Origin of the sequence: Vibrio celticus (assembly GCF_024347335.1) — a bacterium.
GTDB classification, from domain to species: Bacteria; Pseudomonadota; Gammaproteobacteria; order Enterobacterales; family Vibrionaceae; genus Vibrio; species Vibrio celticus.
Genome location: NZ_AP025463.1, coordinates 2,574,598 through 2,590,745 on the forward strand (window position 1 = coordinate 2,574,598; position 16,148 = coordinate 2,590,745).

Here is a 16,148-nt window from a genome sequence, read left to right on the forward strand (position 1 = left end):
GGTCTCATCACAATAACACCACAACAAAACAAGACTCTAAATACAATGAACCTAAAAAAGTCCGTTCCATTTTATCTTGCTGCACTGTTTTGCTTAACGCCTTGGGTTAGCTCACCGACAGCCCTGGTTATCGGTTTCCTGCTTGCTAGTTTAGGATTAGTCCCTGAACACTTGGAAGTCGGCAAACTTACCAAAAAGCTACTGGCCTACTCTATTGTTGGCTTGGGTTTTGGTATTCAGTTTGAAAAAGCATTAGCAGTAACAGGCGATGGTATTGGGCTCATTGTAACGACCATCATTGGTACATTAGTCATTGGTTGGTTCTTGGCTAAACGAATGGGGCTAGACCGCACTACGGGCTATCTTATCTCTTCTGGTACCGCGATTTGTGGTGGTAGCGCGATAGCAGCAGTGGCACCCGCGATCAAAGCAGACGATGAACAGATTGGCTTGGCATTAGCCACTGTATTCGTGTTGAACTCGGTTGCTCTGTTCTTATTCCCGATGATTGGTCACGCGCTTGAACTCAGCCAACAAACATTTGGTACTTGGGCAGCTATTGCGATTCACGATACGTCTTCTGTAGTAGGTGCAGCTTCAGCGTATGGCGAAGAAGCACTGACGACAGCGACAACGTTGAAGCTCGCTCGCGCACTTTGGATCATCCCAATCGCTTTAATCAGTGCGATGATCTTCAAGAACGATCAAAAGAAGATTACGGTTCCTTACTTCATTTTCTTCTATTGCGCCGCTATCGCGGTGAGTGACTTACTGCCACAATTTGAGATGGTGTATCAAGGGATCTTTGATGTGTCTAAGCGAGCACTGGTGGTGTGTTTGTTCTTAATTGGCTGTGGTATTTCAGTTGAAAAGTTAAAAGCGGCAGGGCCGAAACCACTGATGTTTGGTATTACAATGTGGGTCATGATCTCAACAGGTTCTTTGGCGTGGTTAACTCTCGCCTAGCCCGCATAGAAATGCTTTAGATGGTTGTTCGGTTACCTAGACACTCAGGTTAGCGAGCAACAAAACAAAAAGGCAAAGCTCCAATGGGCTTTGCCTTTATCGTTTGTGGTAAGGGTATTCTTTGTTGTAACAATCACGAATCAAACAGGGGCTTATCACTCTTCTTACTCTCTCTTTTCATTAAAACAAGTACCACAACCAACACAAATGCGGTGAGCTCAGCCAACGAACGAGTCAACCCTGACGAGATGACCGCTTGGCCTATCTGCAGTAAAACCGCAATGATGAGGGCAATTTTCATAATAAGACCTTATTCTATAATCCGTTGTTTATATGGCTTATTATGATGGATGGTTATAAAGATAATAAATTCTGTTTTGAACTATCTAATTGCTAAATTAACTAACCGCCTGACAGCTTAGTCACCTAACAACTTCGCAAATAACGTCGAGGTAAGCGCTTACCTTTAACTCCTATGCTGAGACAACCAATATGCCAATCCTGCGCGTGAAACCTTAATGCCTAGCTGTTCTTGATGAGGCATTCGATAGTACTCGACAGGAAATTTGAACCGTTCCAGACGGCCATTTAATTGCTCGGTAAACCATTCTTTGGTTGGTAAATCCGTACAATCCACAATAGCGACAGGTCGAAACCCGAACTCATCATCTTCAATTGGAACGATAAACGCCTGATTGATTAAAGATAACTGATTCAGTGCTCGTTCAATTTCTTCACAGTGGATATTCTCTCCCCCAGAAATAAACTGATTATCAGCGCGACCAATAATCGACACTTGTTCGCCATCCCATTCGCCGAGGTCTTTACTGTCGAACCAACCGTTCTCATCCACCAACGGTGTTAACTCGCCCTGATAGTAATAACCTGAAGCAAGCGTATTACCGCCAATAAAGATACGTTGGTCTTCAATTTTTAACTGGCGTTGGTCGAGAACAAAACCTGCAGTATTACTAGAATCGACTGGCTTCGCGGTCACTGTTGAAGCCGCTTCTGTCATGCCGTATCCAAGCCAAGTTTCAATGCCCATTTGTTGAGCTTCAAGCCCTAGCGCTTCTGGGATATGGCTACCGCCTAAAAGCACATGAGTTAAAGTAAGTGCTTGCTTACTCTGCAATAACCTATGTAGTTGAGTAGCCACTAAAGAGGCATGACTGCAACCTTCGATGTCTGACTCAAGCTGACCTGTGCCTATCTTGATGCAGCCACCAGCCGCTAACCAACGATGAACTATCGCCAGCCCCGACACATGGTACATAGGTAAACTCAGTAACCAAGTGTCGGTTTGTTCAAAGTTGAAAACGTCTAGTAAACCCTGAGCTGAACATAAGTGTTGCTGCAACGTGTGAGCCACCGCTTTCGGGTTTCCAGTAGAGCCAGAAGTGAATACGATGCTTGCTAGATTTTGCGGATTGAAGTTGGAGTCTTGAGATGTCGTTATCCGATTATCATCACCATCGACCTTCACTTCATTTAAGCAAGACAAGGTCACCAACTGAGTATTTAAATCGACAGTCTCTGATTGCTCTATCCCGCTACTGTCCAAAAGCCAAAGGTAGCTTTGTTGACCCGCTTGATATAAGGAATCGAGCTTTTGCTTCAGGCGTAAGCGAGGTTGAGGCATGGTGAAAGCGCAAATAACACCCAAATTAAGTGCGGCAAGATAAGCAGGAATCACTTCAGCTTGATTCTTACCAACAATCGTCAGTACATCACCTTCAGATAGGCCTTGATGAGATAGCTGTTGCTGGTACTCACTCACTAGCACAGACACTTGCTGCCAAGTATAAGTGTGGTGAGTAGTCACTAACGCTGTTTGATGTGGGTTTTGCTGCGCCCACTGTACCCAAAGCGGGTGATGATTAGATTGTGGGCGCATCATAAGATAACCAAGTTATAGATTGAAAACGGTCTAAGCCAATCGAACGATCAGCCTAAGAAGACCAAATCAATTGTTGCTGTTCAAGAGTAGAAACCGGAAGCTGACAACCCGGCCAAGAAACCTCTAGCTGTTGCTGATACAAGCCAATTGTATCAAGTCCTGGAACTTCATTAGGCAAGTATTGTTGTGCTAATCGAGCAATCTGAGTTAAGCCAAGGCTAGACTCTATGCTTGAGCTTAGTACTGGTTTGATACCGAGTTGCTGTGCACGCTCAATGATTGCCACACAACGCTCGACAGAACCAATAAGAGTTGGCTTGATCACGACAGCTTTAACACCAGTAAGGTCGCTAAGATCAAACTCTGGGCTTCGCACCGCTTCTTGCAATGTTTCGTCCCACGCAATCGCTATGCCATGGTCAATGGCAAATGCCAAGCTGTCTTCTGGTTTTTGGCAAGGCTCTTCAATAAAGCTAATACGCTGACGCAGTGACGGCGAAATGTACTTAATGAATTGCTTCGCTTTCTCTGGCTTCCACGCACGGTTAGCATCAAGTCTTAGGGTCAAATCAGGGATCGACTCAAGAAATAAGCTGACAAGCATGCCATCACGAATCGCTTCGTAGAGGCCGACTTTCACTTTCGCGACCTTCTCGCCTTGCATCTCATTCAATACAGGAATCAGTTCATCTGGATCGCCTGTACACAAAGGCGCCGCTTGGTAGTTTCCTTGAGCGTTAAGATCGCCTCGCAATTCCATCATCGCCATTGAAAAGCCAAACGCGACAGAAGGATACAGCTCGTCGAGAGGCGTTTGAGACTTATTGTGGCTCCAAAGCTCTAATTCGTGTTGAAGCTGAATGCCAGCTTGTTCGGTATCTTCTTGGCTAAAACCGGGCAAAGGCGCAACTTCGCCAAAACCAGTTTTACCATCACACTCAAGTTGGATGATATAGCCAACGCGTTCGTTCAACTTGTTGTCACGAAGAACCACGCCACTATCCATAGATAATTGATAACGGTAGAGTTTAGCGTGACGCTGAGAATTCACTGAGTTCATAAAGTTTCCTAAAAAACGGGGAACATCAAAACAAAACGAGCCGCTATTAGCGACTCATTTTGAAGAGGAGAAAGACTATGGATTACGCGGGAACTTGTCGAAGTCCGGTCGACGTTTCTCGTTGAATGCGTTGCGGCCTTCTTGGCCTTCCTCTGTCATGTAGAACATCATGGTTGCATTACCAGCCAACTCTTGTAAGCCTGCTTGACCATCACAGTCAGCGTTCAGTGCCGCTTTCAAGCAACGCAGTGCCATTGGGCTGTGTTGAAGCACTTCACGACACCAACGAACGGTCTCTTTTTCTAGGTCAGCAACAGGAACAACAGTGTTTACAAGGCCCATGTCCAGTGCTTCTTGTGCATCGTAGAAGCGGCACAAGAACCAGATTTCACGCGCTTTCTTTTGACCAACAATACGAGCCATGTAAGAAGCACCCCAACCGCCATCGAATGAACCCACTTTAGGACCCGTCTGACCGAACTGCGCGTTTTCAGCGGCAATAGTAAGGTCTGCCATCATGTGAAGTACATGACCGCCGCCTACTGCCCAACCCGATACTGCTGCGATAACTGGTTTTGGACAAGTACGAATTTGACGTTGGAAATCAAGTACATTCAGATGGTGTGTACCTGAATCATCTTGGTAGCCGCCGTAGTCACCACGAATACTTTGGTCACCACCAGAACAGAACGCCTTCTCACCAAGACCCGTCAAAATGATCACGCCTACTTTCTCGTCGTAACGAGCGTCAGCCAGTGCGTTGATCATCTCTTTTACGGTTTGTGGACGGAACGCATTGTGGACTTGAGGACGTGCAATCGTGATTTTTGCAATACCATCGTCAGATTTGTGGTATTGAATATCTTCGTATTGACTGCTTTCATCGCTCCAGTTAACTGCCGCGTAAAGTTCTTCTTCTGTGATGCCTACTGTTTTAGCCATGGTGATTCCCATTGTTCTATTAGAGACCACGACTAACGAATAGTCGTGACGGTGTTGCTCTGCTTTTGATAGTGCTTGATACGAGAGAATCGCTCAGTCAGATTAACGACGACTGGCGATACATTGGATTATCAGGTTAGAAAACAGCTCAGGTTGCTCAAAATGAACATTATGACCCGCGTAATCCACCTGACTATATTCAAAGCCACTATTCTCAGCTAGCTCCATGAATTTACGATCTTTTTCTCCACATACATAATGCAATAAATGCTCATGAGATTTCAATGTGGCACGTAAATCCGGTTGCTTAGCTAACGAAGTAGATAACAACATATTTGCTACGGATACTCCAAGGTTACCACTACGCTTTATGACCAAAGTTTGTCTTTGCTCATGATTTAGTGAAGAAAAGACGCTTTGTTGATACCAATCGTCTAAAACATCTTCAATCGACTGCTGTGCAAAGCGAACAGCCCATTGTGTATCGTGTACTAACCTTTGTGCTCTTTCTTCATCACATTCCAAGCCAAAGTTGCCACCTTCAATGATGACTTTCTCTAGATTGAGCGTCTCAAAGCAAGGGCTTGTCACCCCATACATAGCAAGCCTTCCACCCATAGAATACCCAATCACCACGATAGGATAATCGGCAGGAAGATCGTTGAGAGCCAGTTGGGATGTGATGCACTGGACAATTTTCTTGCAGCAATGATCAAACCCTACCGGATCGATAAAGCGACTTTGTCCGTGTCCGGGTAAATCGATGCAAAGGAGAGGAAAATTCTCGAGGAATGGATGACATGCACTCCAATCATCCCCGCTTCCGAGTAAACCATGTAAGAAAACAAGCAAAGGTTTGTCAGAAGAATCTTGTACAGCTGGGTAATAATCAGAGTAAAGCATGTAAAGTCCTTAGGCTAATGCCTCGGTGAGCATTGAACTGAATTGTTTCAGCAAAGTAGACGCTTGTTCGGGAGGCGTCTTAACTTCCACGAGCAAGGTACCCTGACCCTGTTCGAAATGTTGTTCGATAATGTTTTGATAGCAATTCAAAGTTTCTGGCACCGCATAACCAAGCTGGAATTGCGCAGCAGCGTGTTCAAAACTGAAACCATGAGGCATTTGATAAAGTGACTGTTTCTGCTGCTCTGGTACCGGCAACAAGTCAAAGATCGCACCACCGTCATTGTTGGTCACAACAATAACCATCGGCGTTAAATTATGAGTCAGCAGAGCCAGTGAATTGAGGTCGTACAACAAAGAGGTATCACCAATCAACATCAACAAAGGATTCTGGTTGGCTTTCACCACGCCCGCAGCCGTCGCCACCAAACCATCAATGCCCGATGCACCACGGTTACTGTAAACTTGATTCGCAGATATTGATGACAGCATATCCACCAGCCTTACCATCAAGCTATTTCCCACAAATAGCTCTCTACCTTTAAGTCTAGACGACAAGTCAACGGCAACACTGAGTTCCGTCAATTGGTCATTGTTGGATATTTGCGCGAGGGCGAGTTGCTGAACAGTATTTGCGACCTCGATTAAAGGCGTCGCCCAACCCGAGTGTTTGCCCAACAACGTTGGCAGGTGTTGATCGGTTATCCATGACTCAATATTGGCAACAATATGAGTTTGAGGCAGATGGTCTTGATTTATACGGTGCGCATCAGGTGAAACCACGACATATTGCGTGCAATCGAACCAAGCCGCTTGTGACTTAACCCATTGGTTTAATCGCTTAGAAACAATGCGCTCACCAAACTGAAGAATGAAATCACACTGGTTGAGTTGCTCTTTGACTGAGTCACTCTGTAACCACAGATCATAATGCTTCCAATTACTGCTCACGCCCGATTGAGGATCACAGAAAATTGGCCAGCCCAAAGCCGAAGCAAACTGCTGCGCTTTTGTTGCCGCTTCTTTATCAATAGAACCAATAATCACCGCACCTTTACGCGCTAGGTAATCGCCCGGCGCTATCGGCTGTACAGTCAAATGGTTGGGTAAACAGGTATTAGAATACGGGGTTGTTGACGAGCTCCACCCAGCGATACTGTTAGTGTAGTCAGCATACATGTCAGCACTGTTCTTAGAATAGAGCGGCTCTGGGAACGGACAATTGATGTGAATCGCACCGCCCAGATTGCGTTGTTTCGCAAGCGCGCTATCAACCGATGTCAAAAACCAATTCAAAGAAATCTGTGTGGTTGGGCTTGGCAGGTTTAAAGCACTTTCTACATGGGAAGAAAAGATACCATGCTGCTGAATCGCTTGATTAGCACCACAGCCGACCAAGTCGATGGGTCTATCAGAGGTCAGTAAGATCAGTTTCTCTCGTGTCAGCCCAGATTCAGCCGTCGCAGGAAGCAAATTCGCCACAGCAGTTCCTGATGTCACAATCACCGCAACTGGCTTATCACTTGCTTTTGCTAAACCTAAAGCTAAGAATCCAAGACCACGCTCATCAAAGTGCGTGTGTAAGGTTAACTTGGAGTTGGCTTCAGCTTCGAGAGTTAATGGCGTTGAGCGAGAGCCCGGCGCAACACAAACATGTTCAACGCCATTGCGTGCAAGCTCTTCAAGTAACGTGTGACACCAAACTCTGTTTAATACGGCTTGGTCGTGATTCATGACGCGACACCCAATGGAGGGTGATCTGAAATTAAGCTAAGCAGAGTAGACATCTTCTTGTTCAGCTCTTGCCATTCATGTTCGGCAACCGATCCCGGCACGATCCCCGCGCCAGCAAACAGTTGTACTTGATCGTTTACAATCAAGGCGCTTCGAATCGCCACGCAGAATTCCGCTCGCTGATGACTGATATAGCCTACAGACCCTGCATACCAACCTCTAGCAAACGGTTCGTGTTCAAGAATGAAATCCATCGCCTCTTTACGCGGTAAACCCGCTACCGCAGCAGTAGGTTGCAATGCAGCAAGCAACTGCACACCGTTAACGCCATTATTAAGCTGAGCGTGGATATTACGCTTAAGATGCTGCACCTTACGCAAGCGCACAAGACGCGTATCCTTTTCAACATGGACCTTTTGAGAATGAGGAGTGAGGCGCTCAATGATGTCATCTACCACATACTGGTTCTCATTGAGGTTTTTGCTGTCTTGAGAAAGCCAGTTCGCTAACTCCATATCTTCTGTCGCGTTTTCTCCGCGACCAATGGTTCCCGCTAGAGCTTCGGTATCGAGCTCAGTACCATGTCGGCTATATAAGCGCTCTGGTGTCGAACCAATGAAACTGTGTTTAGAATCCAGTACCAACATAAAGTGGAAACTGTGGTGATTTTGCAGATAGCTGGCTTTAAGTAATTGAGCTGCGCAGATAGGCGCATCGAGCTGCAATGTGGTTTTACGCGCTAAAACGACTTTTTTATACTCTTCGTCGCTAATGCCTTGCAGCACTTTATCGACAAGGTTACCCCACTGTTCTCTTTCTGGAACGTGATTGATCTGTTCAATATGGGCAGACAAAGGCGCCAATATCGCGGCTTCCACAGAAAGCTTATTCAAAGCATTGATAGAAGAAACGCGATCAGGGGACAAATTAACCGCCAGCGACCACGTATTGTCAAAGCGAATCAATTCAACCTGAGGAAGGAAGAAAAACGATTCCATGCAACGACGGTTCTTTGCGGTATGTCCATCAAATGAACGTCCACCCCAGATTCGTTGGTCTTCACCAAGAATTGCGTACGCGGGAGCAGGATCAGAAAAAGTGTGCAGTTGACCGAGCGCGACGACCTCTTCACGAGTGTCACGTGACTGCCAGTAGAACTTTGGAAAGAGCGGTTGAGCATGAAGCCATTCTATAAATGCAAACGATGGTTTTTGCGTTAGAACTTCAACACAACGAACTTCGCTTGCTTGGGCATTTTGTACTCGCTCAATCAAAGCGGAGATAGTTTGCTGGAAATGTGACAAATCGACCTCGTTCACATCTAAATTATTATTATATTAGTTTGATACTTTATGGGCAGTACCCACTTAGATCAAGAATGTACTATATCTTTTCAACATTCCTGTGATTTTAAGCGATCCCGCCCCTTTATTCATCTTAACCAATAACCAAGAAAGCGATTAATTAAAATTTAGAAAAGAGTGACAACAAAAAGGCTAAACGTGACACTGAAATGCGACATTCATCAGATTTTTATTCTATCAAACGCCATTTTGCGGTACTTTAATAAAGTATTTAAATTAATTTCAGGAAATCGGCAATGCAAAATATCGGGATGTCGTCAAAACTCAACAGCGTATGCTACGAAATCAGGGGGCCTGTACTCAAACATGCTAAGCGCATGGAAGAAGAAGGGCATAAAATACTGAAGCTTAATATTGGTAACCCCGCCCCATTTGGTTTTGACGCCCCTGATGAAATCCTTGTTGACGTAATCCGCAACCTACCGACATCTCAAGGTTACTGCGACTCAAAAGGCATCTATTCAGCCCGCAAAGCGGTTGTTCAGCACTACCAGAAAAAAGGCCTACGTAACCTTGATGTAGAAGACGTTTACATTGGTAACGGCGCATCAGAGCTTATCGTTATGTCTATGCAGGCGCTACTGGATAATGGTGATGAAATCTTAGTTCCCGCTCCGGACTACCCACTATGGACAGCGTCTGTTGCGCTTTCTGGTGGCACACCGGTTCACTACATGTGTGATGAAGATGCTGATTGGTATCCAGATCTAGACGACATGCGCGCGAAGATCTCACCAAAGACGCGCGGCATCGTTCTTATCAACCCGAACAACCCAACGGGCGCGGTATACAGCCGTGATTTCCTACTGCAAGTGGTTGAGATTGCTCGTGAGCACGGTTTGATCATCTTCGCCGATGAAATCTACGACAAAGTACTTTACGACGGTGCGGTACACACTTCAGTGGCAACGCTTGCTGAAGATGTATTAATGGTGACGTTCAACGGCCTATCTAAAGCTTACCGTGTGTGTGGTTTCCGTGGTGGTTGGATGTTCTTAACAGGCCCTAAACACCTAGCAAAAGGCTATGTAGAAGGGCTAGAAATGCTGGCCTCAATGCGTTTGTGTGCCAACGTTCCGATGCAACACGCTATCCAAACCGCACTCGGTGGTTATCAGAGTATCAATGAGCTGATTCTTCCTGGTGGTCGACTGCTTGAACAGCGCGACCGTGCATGGGAACTGATCAACAAGATCCCTGGCGTTTCTTGTGTGAAACCGAAAGGCGCAATGTACTTGTTCCCTAAGATCGACACCAACATGTACAACATCAAAGACGATCAGAAGTTTGTACTCGACTTCCTTAAGCAAGAGAAAGTGTTATTGGTTCAAGGTACTGGCTTCAACTGGCCGAAACCGGACCACTTCCGCATCGTGACTCTGCCGCACATCGAAGATCTAGAAATCGCGATTGGTCGTCTAGAGCGCTTCTTACAGACTTACAGCCAAGACGACCTCATCGAAGGTTAATAAGCACAAAGAAAGATGGCTACAATTTGCTGTTTTAAAAGACTTTAACTTGTATTCATTCACTTCTATGCTTAAAAGGCTCCTGTTTAGGAGCCTTTTTTGTATCCGCTGTCTCGTATGCCTGCGCAAACACAAAATACGAGTGGAGCACTCTCTAGATAGGACATTTATGAAACAGAGCCATTTCTTCGCCCATCTCGCACGCATGAAGCTTATCCAACGCTGGCCTTTGATGCGCTCAGTCTCAAGCGAGAACATTTCAGAACACAGCCTACAGGTCGCTTTCGTCGCCCATGCCTTGGCACTTATCAAAAACAAGAAATTTGATGGCAAACTCAATCCAGAGCACATAGCCCTGCTTGGTATGTACCATGACACCAGTGAGGTGCTGACTGGAGATCTACCAACGCCGGTTAAATACTACAATCCAGACATTGCCCAAGAATATAAAAAGATAGAAGCCGCAGCAGAGCAAAGATTACTTTCGATGCTGCCAGAAGAGTTCCGAGACGACTTCGCCCCCTTCTTAATATCTGGTACTGCGAGTAAAGAAGAGCAAAGCATCGTCAAGCAGGCAGATACTATCTGTGCTTACCTGAAATGCTTGGAAGAGCTCAGTGCGGGCAATCATGAATACGAACAAGCCAAGCGCCGACTGGAAGAGACACTCGAACAACGCAAAAGCCCAGAAATGGACTATTTTCTCACCACATTTGCGCCGAGCTTTGAATTATCACTAGACGAGATAAGCTAGCTGGGTATAAGTTGTTTTTAATTAGCTAAATAAAATCAATTTGATAGGTGCTATTTTGAATTCTCTACTCGAACCCCCCTTTGTACTCGAACAAGAATGGCAGCATCGAAATGACGATGAACACAAAATAAGACGTGATGATCATCGCAGCCCGTATCAGCGTGACCGTGCACGCGTGCTTCACTCTGCTGCCTTCCGCCGCTTACAAGCGAAAACCCAGATCCATGGCACCACGGTCAACGACTTTCACCGAACGCGCCTTACTCACTCTCTTGAGGCCGCTCAGCTTGGCACCGGTATCGTCGCTCAACTGAAGAAAAAGCAGCCCGAATTTCGAGACCTATTACCCTCAGACAGCTTGATTGATTCACTGTGTTTAGCTCACGACATCGGTCATCCACCATACGGACATGGCGGCGAAGTCGCACTCAACTATATGATGCGCGACCACGGCGGCTTTGAAGGCAACGCTCAAACGTTTCGCATTGTCACTCAGCTAGAACCTTACACTGAGAATCACGGGATGAACCTGTCTCGACGCACGCTACTGGGGTTAATTAAGTACCCTTCGCTGCTCAGTCAAGTCCAAGCGAGATTACAGTCTGAACCTGTAAAGCATCAACGACAGCTCCGAGCCAAAGATTGGATGCCGGCAAAAGGCATCTACGATCATGATGAAGAGTTGTTTAACTGGGTGCTTGAACCGCTTTCAAGCAGCGACCAACAGCTCCTAAAACAGAAAAGAAAAACGCATACCGAGCCACTTGAGCACAATAAGACCAAATATAAGTCACTGGACTGTTCGATCATGGAGCTGGCTGATGACATCGCGTATGGCGTGCACGATTTAGAAGATGCGATTGTGCTTGGTTCTGTGACCAAAGCTCAGTGGATCGAATCGGCTTACCCTCAGCTGAAAGAGATGGCCGACCCTTGGATTTGTGAACACCTAGATTCAATTACAGAGATGCTTTTCTCTGGTGAACAGTATCGTCGAAAGGATGCGATTGGTGGAATCGTCAACGCATTGTTGACCAGTATTTCAATTAAGCGAGTGGATGCTAGCTTTGAGAATGTGCTTTTGGCTTACAATGCGGTGCTTGAACCAAGCATGGACGGCACGCTTGATAAACTGAAACACTTTGTCAGCGAGTTTGTGATTCAAGTGCCTCAGGTTCAAGTCATCGAATACAAAGGCCAACAGATCATCATGGATATGTTTGAAACATTCAGCGCTGATCCTGAACGCTTGCTGCCACTGCCCATCAAGAAGCAATGGCTACAGCATCAAGATGAGTCTCGAAAAATGCGCGTGATTGCGGATTACATTTCATCAATGACTGATGATCTTGCGCAGAAAATGCATCAGCAACTGTTCTCGGCTCATACCGAGTTTTAATTCCTGACTCATTTTACTGAAACGGCTTAATCTAAGTAGTTTTTCTCAAACACACCCGGCGGCATTTGATTGATTTGAAACTGAATCATTTGATCAAATGCCGTTAGCAAAGGGCTAAATTCGCCATCACTCTCTAACAAGCTAAGCAAATGATAGCCAGCTTCAACGGTTGAAAGGCTGTTTTCACTGGGTGCTTTGCGAATTCGGTAATTACCCTTGAGATCTTTGGGTAAGTGGACCGTGTTCAACGCATGCAAGTTATTCGACACTTGCCACATCTTGAATGCTTTCTTCCACGTCCCATCCAATAAAATCACACGTAGCTTCTTGCTTGGGTATGTTGCCGACTCAACAGGCACAGAATTTTCACTTGGGTATAAAATCACATGTTGGTACTGTTCATCGGCCAGCAATGCGTTCAGTTGTTCGTTGTCTGAAAAGTCTTCACCAACAAGCGTCACGCTGTTTTTTAGAGATAACGAGAGAATACGCGCGGTTCCCTTCGGACGGTGCTCTTCTGATGGGTGCTGAAGAATGATAAGCTCAACATTCGATTCGAGTGGTGTAACCCACTGACAAATACAAGCTTTCAAAGCCTTGCTGCATTGGGGGCAATAACGAGACATGGATTTAATGTGTACCCTGTTTTAATTTTCACTTCACTTTTATGCGTCTTATTCCAATTTGAGCCAATACAAGCTTGGGTCGTATGGGATAGCAATGCGATTGCCGAGGGGCAATGGTGGCGGATCCTAACAGGAAACTTTTCACATACCAACTACTCGCACCTTCTGATGAATCTAGCAGGCTTATGGATCATCAGCTATCTGTTTCAACCGAGTAAAAAACAGCTTGTTCTTGCTCTGCTTGTGATTAGTCTAGTGACTGGGATCGCTCTGTTGTTTTCGAGTATTCAGATCTATGTTGGCCTATCTGGCACTTTGCATGGGTTGTTTGGCTTATTCGCGCTCAGAGAGGCTTTAAACGGCAGGAAATCTAGTTGGCTATTAGTGTTGGGGTTAGTAGCTAAAATCGCTTGGGAGCAGCTTGTTGGCCCCTCTAGCACGACTGGCGAACTGATTAACGCTCGTGTCGCAATTGAAGCCCACCTAGCAGGTGCTCTGGTCGGGGGCTTCATAGCTATCGTTCTATACCTAACCAATAAAGAAACGGATCAAAGCTGAATTCTTTCGCGGTTCTTTTTAACTGTCGCTTCACCTATCCCTTTGACACTCGCCAAGCCATCAGCAGTTGTAAACGCCCCGTTCTGCTCTCTGTAGTCGACAATCTCTTGGGCTTTTTTGTCACCAACACCAACCAGCAGTGCTGATAGCTCTTCTGCTGTCGCGGTATTGATGTTAACCGTAATCTCAATGCCATCGTAAAGCTCAGCTTTAGTTGGGCTGTCTGCAAACACTGCAGGGCTTAAGAGCATCAGAAATGAAAGAAGTAGTGTTGAATATATCGTGCGCATAAATCGTTCCTTTGTACAAAAAAGGTAACTTATGCATTTGCCGCACTAGATAACACAATCACCAGACAAAAATAAAGCGGGTCACCTAAGTGACCCGCTTCGTTATACATCTTGTTTTCATCAGTGTGTTTGTTGGCTCACAAATCTGATTTATCGAATAAACCTAATTTGAAAAACAACAACCATCGCATGTGACTCTCGGTAGTCAGTAACCAAACAGGCTTAACTACCGGGCTAATCGATGCTTACTGACCTTGGCCTACTACGTAGTATTCAACGTCTGCGTTTTTACGAAGTACGTTTAGTACGTTAGTCAGATCTTGTTGGTTACCAACTCGTTCCAACTGTGCACCAATTTGAGTGCTGTAAGCTGGGTTGATTTCAGTCGTTACCTTAGAAAGCTCAACAACAACGATGTTACCGTCTTGGTCTTTAGATTGACCGAACACAGCTTGGCCTGCTTCTGGTTTCGCTAGAGCGAATACAGATGCTGCTAACGGAGAGTTGCGGTCAATCGTTTCAAGTTCAGTGAACTCAAGATTGTTGTCCGCTAGCACTGCTTCATTGCCTTGCTTTAGTTCGTTCACTAGAGAAACACCTAGTTCAACCGCTTGTTGCTCAGCTTGTACAGCAGACAATGCAGCGACAACTTGATCTTTCACTTCAGCTAGAGGAAGAACTGTCTCGTCGCGAGTCTCTTCTACACGAACAACGATCACGTGCTCAGGAGCCACTTCGATAACTTCAGAGTTTAGACCGTCTTCTTTCACTTCAGGGCTCAAGATAGCTTGCATAACTGCAGGCGTCATCAGAACTTCTGGAGCGTCAATTTGAGAGATGAAATCTGTTGTTGTGATCTTCGCATTGATAGCTTCTGCAGAATCATCAAGAGAATCTGGGAATTCAAACGCTACTTTTTCTAGCTCAGTTTGTTGCTCGTAGAACTGGTCTACAGCGTGCTGGTCTAGAAGCTCTTGCTTAATCTCTGCCGCTACTTCAGTGTAAGGCTGAGCTTGAGACGCTTTTAGTTCGTCGAGCTTGATGATGTGGTAGCCGAAATCAGATTTAACTAGACCAGTCGTGTCACCAATATTCTCAAGAGCGAAAGCCGCGTCTTCGAATGCTGGGTCCATCACATCACGTTCGATCCAACCTAGGTCACCGCCAACGTCAGCACTGCCGAAGTCGTCAGATTTCTCTTCCGCTAGCGTAGCAAAATCAGCGCCTGCATTTAGTTCGTCTAGGATAGACTGAGCTTTCGCTTCGTCATCGCCTTGAACTAAGATGTGGCTAACTTTACGTTGCTCTTCAGTTGAGTACTTATCTAGGTGCTCTTGGTAGTACTTCTGCGCTTCTTCATCGCTTACTTCAAGCTGAGACTTAAGTGCTTCAGCAGAAAGCTCAATGTAAGATACCTTCGCTTGCTCTGGACGAGTGTAAGCTGCAGGGTTCTCTTGGTAGTACTGTTCGATCTGTTCGTCAGTTAGCTCGATGCCTTTCGCAAGGTCAGCAACAGACAGTGTCACTGTGCGAATGTCACGAGTTTGTGCGATAAGCTTGCTCTGAGTATCGATTTCACCTTGAAGAACGAATTCACTGCCTTGAAGTGCAGTCACAAGCTGGTTGCGCATTAGGTCACGACGCATGTATTCAGCGAAGCTCTCTGCGCTGAAACCTGCACGACGTAGTGCCGATTGGTAAACTTCTTGGTCGAATTGACCAGCTGTTTGGAACTGAGGCATTTCTAGAATCATGGTACGGATTTGAGAATCACTGATTCGTAGGCCTAAAGACTCAGCTTGCTGCTCAAGCAGTACATCGTTGATCATGCGATCAAGTACTGATTTACGGAAAGACTCTACGTATGCAGGGTCTGCAAGCATTTGAGCGAAGTAATCGCCAAGTTGAGACTGCATGCGATTACGTTCGTTTTGGTAAGCCTGTTCGAACTCACCACGAGCAATTTCTGTGTTGCCAACTTTAGCTGCTGCGTTGTTACCGCCACCGGTGATGTAGCTGCCTACACCTGCGAATACGAATGACAGGATAATCAACCCAAGGATAATTTTTACCGCGATGCTATTCACGCCTTCGCGTAATCGATCCATCATAATTTAAGTGCTCTCCGGATATGAAGCATTGGCTTCAAAATAAAAATCTATTCACGCGATATTATCAGAAAA

General features: G+C 45.7%; 15 protein-coding genes. 5 read left to right on the forward strand and 10 right to left on the reverse strand.

All coding sequences use genetic code 11. The features are described 5' to 3' along the window. The first annotated feature begins 45 nt into the window (after positions 1-45). The gene (locus OCV19_RS11550) at positions 46-966 is read left to right on the forward strand and encodes a YeiH family protein (RefSeq protein ID WP_048613077.1); all 921 of its coding nucleotides are present in this window, start codon (positions 46-48) and stop codon (positions 964-966) included. Positions 967-1,099: 133 nt separating this feature from the next. Here the strand turns inward: OCV19_RS11550 and OCV19_RS11555 are convergent, their stop codons facing one another. From OCV19_RS11555 to OCV19_RS11585, 7 genes are all read right to left on the reverse strand, one after another. Further along, the gene (locus OCV19_RS11555; RefSeq protein ID WP_017056955.1) at positions 1,100-1,267 is read right to left on the reverse strand and encodes a hypothetical protein; all 168 of its coding nucleotides are present in this window, start codon (positions 1,265-1,267) and stop codon (positions 1,100-1,102) included. A gap of 165 nt (positions 1,268-1,432) precedes the next feature. Further along, positions 1,433-2,866, reverse strand: a complete 1,434-nt coding sequence (menE, locus tag OCV19_RS11560) for an o-succinylbenzoate--CoA ligase (protein WP_065676681.1) — start codon at positions 2,864-2,866, stop codon at positions 1,433-1,435. Positions 2,867-2,918: 52 nt separating this feature from the next. After that, positions 2,919-3,926: an o-succinylbenzoate synthase gene (gene menC / locus OCV19_RS11565; protein WP_065676680.1), complete on the reverse strand. Its 1,008-nt coding sequence runs from the start codon at positions 3,924-3,926 to the stop codon at positions 2,919-2,921. Positions 3,927-4,001: 75 nt separating this feature from the next. Beyond that, positions 4,002-4,868, reverse strand: coding sequence for a 1,4-dihydroxy-2-naphthoyl-CoA synthase (gene menB / locus OCV19_RS11570; protein ID WP_017060170.1), 867 nt, complete (start codon positions 4,866-4,868; stop codon positions 4,002-4,004). 102 nt (positions 4,869-4,970) lie between these two features. Further along, positions 4,971-5,771, reverse strand: a complete 801-nt coding sequence (gene menH / locus OCV19_RS11575; protein WP_065676679.1) for a 2-succinyl-6-hydroxy-2,4-cyclohexadiene-1-carboxylate synthase — start codon at positions 5,769-5,771, stop codon at positions 4,971-4,973. A gap of 9 nt (positions 5,772-5,780) precedes the next feature. Beyond that, positions 5,781-7,505 carry a 2-succinyl-5-enolpyruvyl-6-hydroxy-3-cyclohexene-1-carboxylic-acid synthase gene (gene menD, locus OCV19_RS11580; RefSeq protein ID WP_065676678.1) on the reverse strand — a complete coding sequence of 575 codons (1,725 nt, stop codon included), beginning with the start codon at positions 7,503-7,505 and terminating at the stop codon, positions 5,781-5,783. Further along, positions 7,502-8,809 carry an isochorismate synthase gene (locus OCV19_RS11585; protein WP_065676677.1) on the reverse strand — a complete coding sequence of 436 codons (1,308 nt, stop codon included), beginning with the start codon at positions 8,807-8,809 and terminating at the stop codon, positions 7,502-7,504. The genes menD and OCV19_RS11585 overlap by 4 nt, the downstream gene beginning before the upstream one ends. A 296-nt stretch (positions 8,810-9,105) precedes the next feature. On the opposite strand from OCV19_RS11585, the gene OCV19_RS11590 reads away from it, so the two are divergent. From OCV19_RS11590 to OCV19_RS11600, 3 genes are all read left to right on the forward strand, one after another. After that, entirely contained in the window at positions 9,106-10,338 is a 1,233-nt protein-coding gene (locus OCV19_RS11590) for a pyridoxal phosphate-dependent aminotransferase (RefSeq protein WP_017060166.1), read from the forward strand. A gap of 169 nt (positions 10,339-10,507) precedes the next feature. Then, entirely contained in the window at positions 10,508-11,092 is a 585-nt protein-coding gene (gene yfbR, locus OCV19_RS11595) for a 5'-deoxynucleotidase (protein WP_065676676.1), read from the forward strand. Positions 11,093-11,147: 55 nt separating this feature from the next. Next, entirely contained in the window at positions 11,148-12,491 is a 1,344-nt protein-coding gene (locus OCV19_RS11600; protein ID WP_065676675.1) for an anti-phage deoxyguanosine triphosphatase, read from the forward strand. A 26-nt stretch (positions 12,492-12,517) separates the two neighbouring features. Here OCV19_RS11600 and OCV19_RS11605 read toward each other — a convergent pair whose 3' ends face one another. Further along, a complete protein-coding gene (locus OCV19_RS11605; RefSeq protein WP_065676674.1) occupies positions 12,518-13,117 on the reverse strand; it encodes a tRNA-uridine aminocarboxypropyltransferase in 600 nt (199 codons plus the stop codon). A gap of 9 nt (positions 13,118-13,126) precedes the next feature. Between OCV19_RS11605 and rrtA the strand changes: the two genes are divergently transcribed. Next, positions 13,127-13,675: a rhombosortase gene (gene rrtA / locus OCV19_RS11610; protein WP_048664256.1), complete on the forward strand. Its 549-nt coding sequence runs from the start codon at positions 13,127-13,129 to the stop codon at positions 13,673-13,675. On the opposite strand, the gene OCV19_RS11615 is transcribed toward rrtA, so the two are convergent. Then, entirely contained in the window at positions 13,666-13,965 is a 300-nt protein-coding gene (locus OCV19_RS11615) for a ComEA family DNA-binding protein (RefSeq protein WP_048661473.1), read from the reverse strand. The two genes, rrtA and OCV19_RS11615, sit on opposite strands and share 10 nt — an antisense overlap. 245 nt (positions 13,966-14,210) lie before the next feature. Next, on the reverse strand, positions 14,211-16,076 hold the full coding sequence (ppiD, locus tag OCV19_RS11620; RefSeq protein ID WP_065676673.1) for a peptidylprolyl isomerase: 1,866 nt from the start codon (positions 16,074-16,076) through the stop codon (positions 14,211-14,213). Positions 16,077-16,148 lie beyond the last annotated feature (72 nt).

Coding starts and splice junctions, on each gene's coding strand:
- OCV19_RS11550 (WP_048613077.1), top strand. CDS start 46: ATGAACCTAAAAAAGTCCGTTCCATTTTATCTTGCTGCACTGTTTTGC.
- OCV19_RS11555 (WP_017056955.1), bottom strand. CDS start 1,267: ATGAAAATTGCCCTCATCATTGCGGTTTTACTGCAGATAGGCCAAGCG.
- menE (WP_065676681.1), bottom strand. CDS start 2,866: ATGATGCGCCCACAATCTAATCATCACCCGCTTTGGGTACAGTGGGCG.
- menC (WP_065676680.1), bottom strand. CDS start 3,926: ATGAACTCAGTGAATTCTCAGCGTCACGCTAAACTCTACCGTTATCAA.
- menB (WP_017060170.1), bottom strand. CDS start 4,868: ATGGCTAAAACAGTAGGCATCACAGAAGAAGAACTTTACGCGGCAGTT.
- menH (WP_065676679.1), bottom strand. CDS start 5,771: ATGCTTTACTCTGATTATTACCCAGCTGTACAAGATTCTTCTGACAAA.
- menD (WP_065676678.1), bottom strand. CDS start 7,505: ATGAATCACGACCAAGCCGTATTAAACAGAGTTTGGTGTCACACGTTA.
- OCV19_RS11590 (WP_017060166.1), top strand. CDS start 9,106: ATGCAAAATATCGGGATGTCGTCAAAACTCAACAGCGTATGCTACGAA.
- yfbR (WP_065676676.1), top strand. CDS start 10,508: ATGAAACAGAGCCATTTCTTCGCCCATCTCGCACGCATGAAGCTTATC.
- OCV19_RS11605 (WP_065676674.1), bottom strand. CDS start 13,117: ATGTCTCGTTATTGCCCCCAATGCAGCAAGGCTTTGAAAGCTTGTATT.
- OCV19_RS11615 (WP_048661473.1), bottom strand. CDS start 13,965: ATGCGCACGATATATTCAACACTACTTCTTTCATTTCTGATGCTCTTA.
- ppiD (WP_065676673.1), bottom strand. CDS start 16,076: ATGATGGATCGATTACGCGAAGGCGTGAATAGCATCGCGGTAAAAATT.